The sequence below is a fragment of the Henriciella sp. genome (assembly GCF_049649345.1).
Taxonomy (GTDB): domain Bacteria; phylum Pseudomonadota; class Alphaproteobacteria; order Caulobacterales; family Hyphomonadaceae; genus Henriciella.
In genome coordinates this window covers 1-12,917 of sequence record NZ_JBARZC010000317.1, presented here as the reverse complement: position 1 = coordinate 12,917, position 12,917 = coordinate 1, and the positions used below count along the sequence as shown (strand labels likewise).

Below are 12,917 nucleotides of genomic sequence, written 5' to 3'. Positions count from 1 at the left end.
ATGTGTAATTGAGCACATAGGCCGGGAAGAAATCAGGGTCGTCGCGGGCCGGGCCGGGCGCGGTGAACGCGACAAGGCTTTGCGGCTGCGGCAGGTCGACCACGAGCGGCGCAGGCAGCGGCGCTTTGAGATCAACATCCTCGATCGCTTCAACCTCGGAGGTTTCCGGCAGGCCGGACAGCGCTTCGTCGAGCAACGGTGCCAGCTCCTGCGGCGACATGGCACCGACCGCGGTGACGAGCAGGCCGTCCTGCACCATGACCTGGTCCATCCGCTCCGCGATCAGATCCGACGAGATCGCATTGATGCTCTCTTCGCTGGTCTCACGCGAGAAAGGATGGTTCGGCATCAGCGCCTGATTGCGCGCACGGGCCGCCAGATAGCTGGCATTAGTCTGGCGTGTGCGGATCGAGATCAGCTGCTCACGCTTGAACCGCTCGATCGGATCGGTCGCGAACATCGGATCATTCAGCGCCATCGCGACAAGGTCCATCGCCTCTTCTGCATTGTCGGTCAGCATATTGGCCGTGCAGTAGACTGCCTCATCGCCAGATCCGCAGCCAAAGCTCATATTGAGCTCTTCCATACGCGTCGCGAAGGCAAGCGAGTCGAGATCGCCCGCGCCTTCATTCATCATATAGGTCATGGCATTGGTCAGGCCTTCGAGGCCGTCCGGATCTGTCGCAGCGCCGGTTTCCCAGGCCATACGGACCGACATGATCGGGATGGACGGCTCCTCGACCAGCCAGACGGAGATGCCGCCGGGCGTGGTGAATTGCTGGATCGTGGCGAAATCGCCTTCATGCACGGTGACCTGAAGCTCTTCGGGTTCAGGCGCGGCATCCATGGACGCCGTGGTGTCGGCGACCGGATCGGCTGTTTCTGCCGGGACCTGACAGGCTGCCAGCAGAGCGGCAGACGCGAGACCGGCATAAAGGCCGTATTTGAGTTTACTGGTCATCCTGGCTCTCCTCTTCAGGCAGCAGGTGGGCTTCGATGTAATTGTTGTCTCCGCCGATGAACTGGCGCAGCGCGGCGATCGCATCTTCCTTGGTCACGGCGCGGATGTCGTCCGGATAGGACATGACATCCTCGAGCGTACCGCCAATGGCGAGCGTCGAACCGTAGAGATTGGCCATGCCGGCCTGGCTGTCACGCTGGTAGATGGCGGACGCAGCAAGCGAGTTTCGCGAGCGTTCCACCTCCTCATCGGTAAAGCCGTCGGCGAGCACATCCTCGACCACAGCCATGTAAGCGGCTTCGAGCTCATCAAGGCTCACACCGTCAGACGGAGACGCGGAAAGGACAGCCGGCGCGGCATCATGCAGCGACAGCCATGCCCCAGCAGAGGCGCTGACAGCGATCTTCTGGTCTTCGACAAGCGCCTGATAGAGCCGGCTGGTGCGCCCGCCCCCGAGCACGTCGAGCGCGACGTCGAGCGCATAGGCGAGATCCTTGTCCTCCTGATAGGAGGTCGAGAGATACCAGCGCTCCCACTCCGGCTGGCGGACCTTGGGATCGGTGTGAACGAGGGTCTGCGTCTCGGCAAGCGGCTGAACCTCCTCCCAGCCGCGCGTCGGGATCTCGGTCTGGGTGACCTCGATCTGGCCGTAGGTCTTCTCGGCGAGTGTGCGCACTTCGTCTTCGGTGACATCGCCAGCGACAACCAGGATCGCTTCAGATGGCGTGTACCATTTTTTGTAGAAGTCGAGGCCGTCCTGCGGGGTGAGCGCACCGACCTCTTCCATCTTGCCGATGATAGTGATGTTGTAGGGGTGGTCCTGATAGAGCGCGGACATCACCTGCTCCTGAAGAATCACACCGGGATTATTGTCGATCCGCTGGCGGCGCTCTTCCTTGACGACGTCGCGCTCGGAGATGAACGGGCCTTCTGGATCATCATTGATGATCAGGTCGGTCATCCGCTCGGCCTCGAGCTCCATCATCGTTTCGAGCTGTGTCTTGGCGACGCGCTCATAGTAAGCAGTGTAGTCCCAGCTGGTGAAAGCATTGAGCTGGCCGCCATTGCGCTGGACAATGGTGGTGAACTCTTCCGGTCCGATATCGTCGGTTTCCTTGAACATGACATGTTCAAACAGGTGCGCGATGCCGGACTTTCCGGGGTCTTCATCGACGGCGCCGACCTTGTACCAGACCATGTGCGTCACGACAGGCGCGCGATGATCGGGCAGGACGACAACGTCCATGCCGTTCGACAATTGGAATGTGGACGGCGTCCATTCTGCTTCGGCTGTATCAGCCTGGGCAGGTCCGGCGAACATGGCTGTCGCCACCAGACCTCCCGCAAGAAAAATTCTCATATCCTCTCTCCGGTTTATGTCTGGATGATCAGACCAAATTCTATGTGAACCTGACATTAAGTTCCAGGTAGCTTGATACGCTCTCCGCTGCCGCGCGCAATGGTGACAGCCTCGTTGCCGGTTGCGTTGTCATCGACCGTGCCATCGCCCTGATAGGTCAGGATCTGGTCGGCATCGTCGCGCGTCTTGCGGACTGTGCCTGCCTCTTCATAGTCGATCACGGACCGGATCATCGGATTGACGGCATTGGCGCCGGCAGCCTCGACAAGCGCGCGCTCAACGGCGCTGGCATCCTCGCCTATCGTCGTGCCAAATGCAGCTGCAACAGGCGCACGGCTCGGATCGGCTTCAGCCGGGACAGACGTGCCGGCAGCCGGCGGGCGCAGGCTGTATTCAGGCGGCACCGATAGCGGCGCCTTGGTCACCACACGGAACTCGTCAGGCCCGGCAGGCCCGCCATTATTGCCGAAAATCGAGCACCCCCCGCTTGCAAGGAGCGCCCCCATCGCCGCGGTGGTCAATATTGCCTTCTTCATTGGCGTCCTCACTTCATCACTTCGTTTAAGCGCCGGTCGCTTCACCGGCCTTTGATCGCGACATTAAAAACTGATCGAGAAACAGCAAGACCGCGCCGACAGTTATTCCCGCGTCTGCGATATTGAACACCCACGGGAAGCCGACCGGCCATCCGCCGATGGTCACGCCAAACCATGGGCCTGAAAAGTCCAGAAAATCCACAACAGCGCCGAAGCGTACCCGGTCGATCAGATTGCCGACAGCGCCCCCGACAACCAGTGCCAGAGACAGGCAGGTCAGCCAGCGCTCAGCCTTGAATAGCCAGTAGGTAAAGCCGCCGGCAATGCCTGTGGTCACCAGGACGAGGACCCAGCGCATGATGCCTTCTGACTGCAGCGTGCCGAAGCTGATGCCGCGATTCCAGAGCATGGTGAGATCGAACACAGACGAGATCTGGATGCGCCCGCAGGCAACGACTGGATCAAGGCACGGCACGGCATTGAAAGTCGGATTGCTCAGGATCAGCCACTTTGTGAACTGATCGGAAACAATGATCGCGACGATCACGGCCAGCCAGATCATCCGGTTCTGCGCAGATCCCATCAGGCGGCACTCCTGATTTCCTTGACCGCGGCGGCATCGCGCGGCGTGATGTCCGGATAGGCCGGATCAGCCGTGACCGGGTCGAAATATTTCCAGCTGCGCGCGCATTTGATGCCGCTGGCTTTCTTCGGCACGACAGCCACGCCGGTTGTGTCTTCCAGCCGGTAAGCGTTCGCCGGGCCCTCGCCATGGATGAGGGTTGCGCCGGATGTGATGAAGAGATCGGCCGGGCTCTCGCCCTCGAACGCCTCGATCAGCGCCTTGTCTTCGATATAGACCTCAGGGGCAGCTTCCAGTGAGGCGCCGATCCGCTTTTCGCGGCGTTCGATCTCGAGCGCGCCTGTCACGACGCGGCGGACCTTGAAGATCTTCTCCCAGCGCTGCGCCAGTGCCTCATCGCGCCAGCTATCCGGCGTCTCCGGGAAGAGCAGCAAGTGGACACTGTCAGCCCGGCCTGCGAAATGGCTCATCAGGAAGGCTTCCTCGGTGGTGAACGGCATGATCGGCGCGAGCCATGTGACCAGACGCTCGAGGATGAGGCTCATCACGGTGCGATTCGCGCGGCGGCGCGTATCAGACGGCGCGTCGCAATAGAGGCTGTCCTTGCGGATATCGAAATAGATGGCCGAGAGATCGACGCCGCAGAAGTTCAGCATGGCCGACATGACGCGCTTGAAGTCGAAAGCCTCATAGGACTTGCGCACGAGTGCGTCACTTTCAGCGAGGCGGTGCAGGACCCATTTTTCCAGGCCCGGCATCTCATCTCGGGCAACCGCCTCGCTCTCATCATAGCCTTCGAGCGCGCCGAGCAGATAGCGCAGCGTGTTGCGCAGACGGCGATAGGATTCAGCGTTTGTCTTCAGGATATCGTCGGAGATGCGCAGGTCTTCGGTAAAGTCCGAGCTCGCCGTCCAGAGACGCAGGATCTCGATGCCGAACTGGTCGGCGACCTTTTGCGGCTCGACCGTGTTGCCGAGCGATTTGGACATCTTCTTGCCGTCGGCGTCGACGATAAAGCCGTGAGTGACGACCGTCTTGTAAGGGGCCATGCCGCGTGTGGCGCAGTTCTCAAGCAGAGAGGACTGGAACCAGCCGCGATGCTGGTCGGAGCCTTCAAGATAGACATCGGCCTGCCCGGTCTTCTCGTCGATGATGCCGCGATCACGAAGCGTGAAGGCGTGGGTCGTGCCACTGTCGAACCAGACGTCGAGCACGTCATTTACCTTCTCCCAGCCCGCCGCATCTACGATTCCCTCGAGGAATTTCGCGGCATCGGCGGAGAACCAGGCTTCGACGCCTTCGGCCGCGATGGCATCGAGGATACGTTTGTTGACTTCATTCGCCTGCTCTTCGGTTAGAGGACCATTAGCGGTGTCGGTGTGGGGGAAGCCAGACGGACTAACGAGCAGCGTGATCGGCACGCCCCAATTGCGCTGGCGCGAGATCAGCCAGTCGGGACGATCCGCGACCATAGAGGTGATCCGGTTTCGCAATTGCGGCGGCACGAAGCCGGTATCATCGAGCGCCTTGAGGGCAAGATCACGCAGCGGCGCGGTGCCGTCAGAGGCCGTCTTGTCCATTGCGATGAACCATTGCGGGGTTGCCCGGCGGATGACGGGGGCTTTGGAGCGCCAGGAGTGGGCATCGCGGATCATGGTCACGCCGCGTGAGAGGAGGTTTCCGGCCTCGGTCAGCAGGCGCATGACTTCCGGATTGGCCTTGCCCTGCTCGCCGCGCTTCTTGCCCGACGTGCGGATGATATCGAGGCCCTGAAGTTGTTCGGGCAGCTCGTCATGCTCATAGACGCCGTCCTGATTGACGATGTCGCGGATATCTGAGGCTTTGTGGCCCGATGCGATCCAGACGAGGAAGTCGTCCTCGCCATGGGCAGGCGCGGTGTGCACGAAGCCCGTCCCGGCATCATCGTTGACGTGGTCACCCGCGAGCATGGGGATGGGTTGTTTGTAGAAGTCGGAGAGGCTGGCAAGCGGATGCTCAAGAACAGCCCCCGATGGATCAACGTCTCCAAGCCGTTTGAAGCTGGACACTTTTGCACTGTCCATAACAGTCTGCGCTAGTGCATCCGCAAGAACGTATCTGTCATTCGGCTTCGCGAACGGGGCGAAGCCGAGTTCTTCCTCGCTCATCACACTTTCGACTTCATAGAGACCGTAGGCAATGGACGGATTGAAGCTGACGGCCTGATTGGCCGGGATCGTCCACGGCGTGGTCGTCCAGATGACGACCGAAGCATCTGTGTAAGGCGGGCGCTGGCCCGGCTCTCCAACAGGATGCGAGCCCGATCCAACTTTGACCGGGAACTTCACCCAGATCACCGGCACCTTGCGGTCGTGATATTCGACTTCGGCTTCCGCAAGCGCGGTGCGTTCGACAGGCGACCACATGATCGGCTTGGAGCCCCGCACGAGCCGACCCGACATGGCGACGCGAAGGAATTCGCGCACGGTGGCGGCTTCAGACTCGAAGTTCATGGTCAGGTAGGGATTGTCCCACTCGCCCTCGACGCCGCAGCGGCGGAAGCCATGTTTCTGGACTTCGATCCATTTGGCGGCGTATTCACGGCAGGCCGCGCGGAACTCGTCGCCCGGCACATCATCCTTGCCGCGGCCCTTTGAACGGAATTCTTCCTCGACTTTCCACTCGATCGGCAGGCCGTGGCAGTCCCAGCCGGGGATGTAAGAGGCGTCATAGCCCAGCATCTGGTGGCCGCGCACGACAAGGTCCTTGAGGATCTTGTTCATCGCCGTGCCGAGGTGGATCGGGCCGTTCGCATAGGGCGGGCCATCATGCAGGATGAAGGGCTCGGCGCCGCGCGCCTTGGCATCCTCGCGCAGGCGGTTGTAGAGCTTCATCTCATCCCAGCGCTCGATCCATTTCGGCTCGGCCTTTGGCAGGCCGCCGCGCATCGGAAAGTCGGTCTTGGGCAGAAAGAGCGTGTCGCGATAGTCGTGACCCGCATCCGTCGTGGTGTCGTTGCTCATTATATCTGGTCAGTCTCGAATTAGCAGTTGTCCTCAGGTCGCAAAGGGATAGCCCCGGCTTCGCCTGACGCCCCTAATCGAGGCCGCTCATCGCAAAGCCGGGCGGCTAATTCGAATCGCGGAGTATATGGCCTGGGTCTTCATAACGCCTGCGGCTCTAGCAGAGCCTTTGCGCGATGTCATCCACCCTGCCGCAATCGGACCTATTCCTCGTAGAACAAGTCGATCACGGTCGGCACGATCGCGATGAAATTGTCGAAATTGATCTGGATGTTGTCCATGGTCTGGCCGCCATCGAGAATGACATAGCGCGAAATGCCGAGCGTATTGTCGAGCTTCCAGACGCTGACGGCGGCGCGGCGCAGATTGGCGTCATTCAGCTTCTCATAGGTGACAAGCTCATTGGCGTCGAAACGCGCGCTCATATTGATGCCGGCACAGGAGCCGTCAGTACAGGCCGTGCCGGTGAGATAGTAGATCGTCCCGTCTTCGGTCTGGGCCCGCACCGAGACTTCGCCGGCTTCGCCAAAGCCCAGCACTTCGTCGCCCTGCGATTCAGCAAAAGCGGCAAGGCTGTCTTCGGTGACGGATGTGATCAGCTCGGAGCCCTGGGCCAGAGCCGGTAGTGTAAACGCCGCCGCGGCTGCGACGAGTGGTATGAATTTCATAGTCTTCCCCTCATTCGAGACGCCCAGTTTTAAGCTGCTTCGCGTGAATGTCACCCCGGATCAAAGGCTTATCCCGCGAGGTGCGCCTTTGCGTCTTCGCAATCGGCTTTCATCTGCTCGACCATGTCGTCGACAGATGGAAAAGCAAGCTCCGGCCTCAAATAGTGGTGGAGTTCGACCTCCAGGAAGTGGCCATAAATGTCGCGGTCGAAGTCGAAAATGAACGTCTCCAGCAGCGGGTCGCGCACGCCGGTTGTCGGGGTCCGGCCGAAATTGGCGACAGCCGGCATCCAATCGCCCTGCCTGTCGATCCGGGCCTTCACCGCATAGACGCCATGGCGCGGATGGATCAGGCTGCCGAGATGGATGTTGGCGGTCGGAAAGCCGATCGTGCGGCCGCGCTTTTCGCCATGCTCGACCGTGCCGTCAGCGATCCAGGCATGGCCGAGCATCGCGGCGGCTTTTTGCGGCTCGCCGGCGATCAAGGCCTCGCGGATACCGGTCGATGAGGCCTTGGCCGCATCCAGACCCTCGACGCGCTCGACGACCGAGACATCAAAGCCGAGAGACCGGCCGAGCGAAGACAGCCGCCCGGCGTCGCCCATGCGTCCGCGACCGAAGCGAAAGTCAAACCCGACAGCGACGTGCGAGACACCGAGCCCCTCATGCAGGACGATGCGGCAGAACTCTTCATCCGTCATTGAGGCCATCTCGCCGGTAAAAGGCAATTCGAACACAGCCTCTGCGCCAAGCTCGATCAGCCTGGCGTTGCGCCGCGCCGGGCGATAAATACGGAAAGGCGGATCATTCGGGCGGAAATAGGCGCGCGGCGGCGGCTCGAACGTCGCGATCCCGAGCTTTTTGCCGTCCAGCCTCGCTGCATCAATCACCGCCTGATGACCCGCATGCACGCCATCAAAATTGCCAAGCGCGACCGAATGGCCGCGGGCGCTTTCCGGCAGATTTCGAAAGTCGGCGTGAACGGCCATCAATTATCCCGCGGGGGCACCATGACCTTGGCTTCGCCCGCCACAACCGCCTTGTCGTTGACCAGGCAGGTGATCTTCAACGTCACTCGATTGCCGCGCTCGATCAGTTCTGTGATTTCGGCGCGTGCGGTGACGGTGTCACCGATGAAGACCGGGCGGCGGAAGCGCATTTCGAGATGGGTAAAGATCGCGCCCGGCCCCGGCAGGTCATTGCCGAGAATGCCCGAAATATAGCTCGCCGTCAGCGCGCCATGGGCGATTCGCTGCCCGAAGGCCGTCTTCTTCGCGTACGCGTCATCCATGTGGATCGGGTTGAAGTCACCCGACACTTTAGCGAAGAGGTTGATGTCCTCTTCAGTGATCGTGTGGTGCGTCTCATGCGCCATCCCCACACTCAACTCTTCGAATCTGTAACCGTCTTTGGCGCTCATCAGCGATACTCCGATAGTCTCAACCTGTTTCTGTTACATCGCGTCGGCGCAAAGGTCACCACCTCAGCGCCGGCATCGCCCATCGGGCCGTCGTCTCATACTCATCGAGCAGCGCAATGAGTTCGCCCTCAAAGTCCGCGCCATGCTCGGCAAGGCCTGTGCCGACATAGAGGCCATCATGGCCGTGCATGATCGCGCCGCGCATGTCGGTGGCCGGGCTGTCGCCGATGCAGAGCACAGTTTCAGGCGGCTTTCCACGAACCGCTTCTGCCCGCTCGGCTGCAAGCCGGTAGATGGCTTCGTGCGGCTTGCCTGGATAGATGACCTTGCCGCCTTCGTCCTCATAGATACGGGCGAGCGCGCCGGCGCACCAGACAAGCTGATCGCCCACACGGACTTTGATATCCGGATTGGCGCAGATCATCGGCAGACCGCGCTCTGCGCCGCGTTTCAGCCGGTCGCGATAATCTTCAGGGTCGTCATTGACCTGGTCTTCAAGGCCGATGCAGAGCAGCGTCTCGGCTTCTTCAGGCGGCACGAATTTGAGATCGAGCCCTTTATAGAGGAAGGCATCGCGTTCCCACCCGGCATCGACGCCCATGCGCCAGAATTTCTCATCCTTGCGGCGGCTGAGTTCATCGCGGGTCGCATCGCCTGAGGAGACACAATCGTCAAACGCCTCATCGGGCACCCCCATCGGCTCGAAATAGGAGATGACCTGCGCCTTCGGGACGGGCGCGTTCGTAATCAGCACGACGGTTCCGCCGCCCTCGCGGAATTTCATCAGGGCGTCGCAGGCCGCATCATAGGCGCGCCGGCCATTATGGATCACGCCCCACACATCGCAGAAGATGGTGTCATACTGGTCGGCGATGTCGGACAGGCCTGCCGGAAAGTCTGGTTTTGTCATTCGCAAGCTCAGTAGTGAGCGCCCGCCGTGCGGTCAAACCACACGCGCACTAACCGAAGCTCGAAATCCGGGCGAGGAAGTCGGCCGGCGGTGCAGTCTCTTCCATGAGCGACGACTTGATTGGCTTGGGGGCGCCGAAGACATGGCCCTGGCCATAAGGAATGTCGTATTCGAGCACTTCGACGACACTCACCTCTTCCTCGATCTTTTCGGCGATCAGCGTGACACCAAAGCGCGAGCACACGGCCGTGACTTCTTCGCCATCGATCCGGCGGTGAACATTGGAAACCGGGCGCGGACCGGACGGGTCGCGCAGCTGGGTGATGAGATCGCCGCCCTTCATCTTCACGAACCGCACGCCGGCATCCTGCAGGCGTGGCAGATCAATGGAGAGGTCGGTTGCATGGTCGATCGAGAAGCGGAAGCCGAGCGCCGTCAGCTTTTCCATAGCGCCGCGCAGCTCACGCGAGCGATTCTCGAAACGGTCAGACGGGATTTCAAAGATCAGCGCCCCGGACAAGTCCCGGTTCTCGCGCATGAATTCGAGGAAGTGCGGGAAGAACTGATCGTCGGTGAGCGAATGGGTCGAGATATTGCAGAACACACCGACGCGGCGGTCCCGCTCGGACAGCCGGCGAACGATCTGTACGCAGCGGAAGAGCAGCATATTGTCGATCACGCCCATCAGCCGTGCGCGGCGGGCAGCATCGAGAAACTCCGCTGGCAGGATGAGCGAGCCATCCGGACGGCGCAGGCGCGTAAAGCCTTCATAGAAAGCGACGCGGCGCTGCGGCAGCGACACGATGGGCTGCAGATGCAGATCGACACGGCCATCCTGCAAGGCGTCCTTCACGTGGCGCAGGACGGCGTCCTCGGTAGGCCTGACCTCCGCTGCCGTCGTGGAAGAGAGCCGGGATTCGAAATTGTGTGACAGGCGGTCGATCAGGCCTTCGAGCTGGCGCATCTCGCTGACCAGCGCGTCGCGGCGCTCTGTCAGCTCATGCTTTACCGTCGACTCAACGCTTTCCGTGCGCGCTTCCACCATGTCGAGACGCTCACGCGTTGCTGCATTGGTCTTCTCTATGCGGCGCAGATCGTCCTCGGTTTGGCCCGACTTCATCACATGTGCGATCAGCAGATGAAACTGCCCCAGAAGCACTGTCGTCACAGCGCCCAGCGCAACGGACATAGGAATCGCGAAGCCTGCATAGGAATACAGGCCGAATCCCAGCGCAGCGCCGATAGCGACATAGAAAAAGAACAGAATTCCGATCATAAACCCGTCAGCCCCAAATTCGCTTAACCTTAACAGCTAGCCGCCAAGTGTTAACGAATTGGTAGCTTTAGGCCTGATTTGGGGCTCTTGCCAATGATGTGAGCAGACTTGCCCACAGCGTGTCACAGAGGACACACTTTTCAGGATCGTGCGCAGAAGCGGAACAAGTCGTTTGACTCCGCTGCGAACGGAGATACTCATAACAGGCGACCCGCGCCTTGATGTCCGCGGCCTATTTGGCCGGACGGGGGCGTCTCGGGGGAGACCGGGGTCCTGCCAAGGCGGGACCCCGTTGCTTTTTCTGGCGGTCCTAACCTGAAATCTTTACGGGCTCTGTCAGCGGCCAGGCCATGTCGGCGCCCTCACCGTCACAGCTCAGCACAGTCTGCGATCGCGGCGCGCTTTCATAATCGGCTGCAGCGGCCTCTGGCCCTGTGCAGGGACGAAGCACAAGGTCGTGCCAGTTGCCCGACAGGTCACGATAGCCGATCCGGTAGGTGATGTACGGTCCGGACGCGGCCAGCCCGACCACTTTCACATCGCCCGTATCGAAGGCGAGTGCCTGGCTGAGGACTTCCACACCGCCTTGCAACAGAGCTGCGTCAAACCCGCCGCGGGGCGCGCCCTCATCGACAAAGCTCAGCGCGTCTGGTTGCTCATAGGCGAGGTTGAGCGCTTCGAGCATCTCCCCTGTGCCTTCCGGTCCGGCCACCACAAGCGCGTCGGCCCGCCCGGCCCGCCAGCCGCGATTACGCACTTCGTCGAGTCCTTCGATATCGCGCGGCAGCAGTGAAAAGAGAAGCGAACCATCAAGATTGGCGAGACGTTCTGCTGTGAGGTCGCCGGACAGTCCTGCCGGGGCACCGAACAGGAAGCTCTTGCCGCCGGCATGGACAAGGGCGCACGGAGAGTTGGTCTCGTCGCTGCAGGGCTCAACCGCAAAATCGCCGGGCGCCACCTGGAATTCAGCCTTCGCCTGTTCCGGCGCGCGGACAGAGGCCGTGCTGCCTATGTCGCAGGCTGCAAGCATGACGGAGGCTATGACGATTAAGGTGTGACGCATTCAAAGACGCTCTTCGCCGATGCGGGACGTGCCAGTTTCAGTGATAACGGGGTTCTCCAGACATCCGACATTCTCGATTTCCACACGCACGATGTCCCCGGCTTTCAGCCATTTCGGCGGCGCATGCCCAGCCCCGACGCCGGCGGGAGTGCCTGTAAAGATGACATCGCCCGGTTCCAGCGTGAATGCAGCGCTCAGATGGGCGATCTGTTCCGGGATCTTGTGAATCATGTCCCCGAGCCGCGCCTCCTGGCGCAGCTCGTCATTAACATAGCCGCTAATGGACAGACCGGACAGCTCGCCAACCTCGTCAGGTGTCACCAGCGCCGGGCCAAAGGGGGCGTGCGTGTCGAAGCCCTTGCCCATGATCATGGTCGGGCTGGCGCGCTGCCAGTCCCGCACCGAGACATCGCACCCGCAGGTGAAACCGGCCACCACTTCCATGGCGCGCTCGGGCGGGACATGCCGGCCGGTCTTGCCGATGACGACAACAAGCTCTGCTTCATAGTCGACCTGGTCCGAGACGGCCGGCACATGGATCGGATCGCCCGGCCCCGCGGCGGCCGTCGCTTGCTTGTTGAACCATTTCTGGATCTCGGGCCTGTCATTGGAAACAAAGCTCACGCTTTCGGCGACATGGGCGGCATAGTTAAGGCCGATGCCGAGAATCTTGCCCGGCCGGATGATCGGCTGGCGCAGCCTGACGTCCTCAAGCGGGATGAGCCGCCGGGTGCGCGCTGAAAAATTTTTGCTGTCCAGCTGGCCGAGAAACTGGCTGAGGCAACCTGTACCAAGCGTTGAAATATGCTGGTTTTGCAACAGTCCGCACCACAATTGACCGTCAACTTCGAAATTCACCCACTTCATACTGGCGTTGCGCTCCTGTCACACCTGCCCAAAAACGTCCGAATGAAGAGTGTTCTCCCTCAAAAAGGACGGTTAATCGGGGCGTAAGTAACCACTAGACACTCAGGCGGGGATTTCAATGGATTCAGGGATTAGAGCGCGGGAGTGCAGCCTCGCGGACATTCTTGCACCCGGCGTCGAGCTCAAAATGCCGCCCTACCAGCGCAGCTATGCCTGGGAGGAGGATGAAGTCCGCGAGCTGCTGAATGACTTGAAGACCGCTTCAGGCGAG

12 protein-coding genes are annotated in these 12,917 nt (G+C 61.0%); all 12 read right to left on the bottom strand.

Going from position 1 to position 12,917, the window contains the following annotated elements; genetic code table 11:
• The coding region (locus WA989_RS08340; protein WP_424340040.1) for a M16 family metallopeptidase at positions 1-961 on the bottom strand (961 nt) is incomplete at its 3' end.
• On the bottom strand, positions 951-2,321 hold the full coding sequence (locus WA989_RS08335) for a M16 family metallopeptidase (RefSeq protein WP_424340039.1): 1,371 nt from the start codon (positions 2,319-2,321) through the stop codon (positions 951-953). The genes WA989_RS08335 and WA989_RS08340, both read right to left, overlap by 11 nt.
• Before the next feature lie 56 nt (positions 2,322-2,377).
• Complete coding sequence (locus WA989_RS08330; RefSeq protein WP_424340038.1) at positions 2,378-2,857, bottom strand: DUF3035 domain-containing protein; 480 nt, start codon at positions 2,855-2,857, stop codon at positions 2,378-2,380.
• Between the two features lie 25 nt (positions 2,858-2,882).
• Positions 2,883-3,440, bottom strand: a complete 558-nt coding sequence (lspA, locus tag WA989_RS08325) for a signal peptidase II (protein WP_424340037.1) — start codon at positions 3,438-3,440, stop codon at positions 2,883-2,885.
• The gene (ileS, locus tag WA989_RS08320) at positions 3,440-6,442 is read right to left on the bottom strand and encodes an isoleucine--tRNA ligase (RefSeq protein WP_424340036.1); all 3,003 of its coding nucleotides are present in this window, start codon (positions 6,440-6,442) and stop codon (positions 3,440-3,442) included. Before ileS ends, lspA begins: the two co-directional genes overlap by 1 nt.
• A gap of 203 nt (positions 6,443-6,645) precedes the next feature.
• Complete coding sequence (locus WA989_RS08315; protein ID WP_424340035.1) at positions 6,646-7,110, bottom strand: YbjN domain-containing protein; 465 nt, start codon at positions 7,108-7,110, stop codon at positions 6,646-6,648.
• Between the two features lie 68 nt (positions 7,111-7,178).
• Positions 7,179-8,099, bottom strand: a complete 921-nt coding sequence (gene ribF, locus WA989_RS08310; protein WP_424340034.1) for a riboflavin biosynthesis protein RibF — start codon at positions 8,097-8,099, stop codon at positions 7,179-7,181.
• Positions 8,099-8,530, bottom strand: coding sequence for a MaoC family dehydratase (locus WA989_RS08305; protein ID WP_424340033.1), 432 nt, complete (start codon positions 8,528-8,530; stop codon positions 8,099-8,101). The genes ribF and WA989_RS08305 overlap by 1 nt, the downstream gene beginning before the upstream one ends.
• Before the next feature lie 55 nt (positions 8,531-8,585).
• Positions 8,586-9,440, bottom strand: a complete 855-nt coding sequence (locus WA989_RS08300; protein ID WP_424340032.1) for a TIGR01459 family HAD-type hydrolase — start codon at positions 9,438-9,440, stop codon at positions 8,586-8,588.
• A 49-nt stretch (positions 9,441-9,489) separates the two neighbouring features.
• Positions 9,490-10,716, bottom strand: coding sequence for an EAL domain-containing protein (locus WA989_RS08295; protein WP_424340031.1), 1,227 nt, complete (start codon positions 10,714-10,716; stop codon positions 9,490-9,492).
• Positions 10,717-11,026: 310 nt separating this feature from the next.
• Positions 11,027-11,779, bottom strand: coding sequence for a hypothetical protein (locus WA989_RS08290; RefSeq protein WP_424340030.1), 753 nt, complete (start codon positions 11,777-11,779; stop codon positions 11,027-11,029).
• Positions 11,780-12,646, bottom strand: a complete 867-nt coding sequence (locus WA989_RS08285; RefSeq protein WP_424340029.1) for a fumarylacetoacetate hydrolase family protein — start codon at positions 12,644-12,646, stop codon at positions 11,780-11,782.
• Between the last annotated feature and the right edge of the window lie 271 nt (positions 12,647-12,917).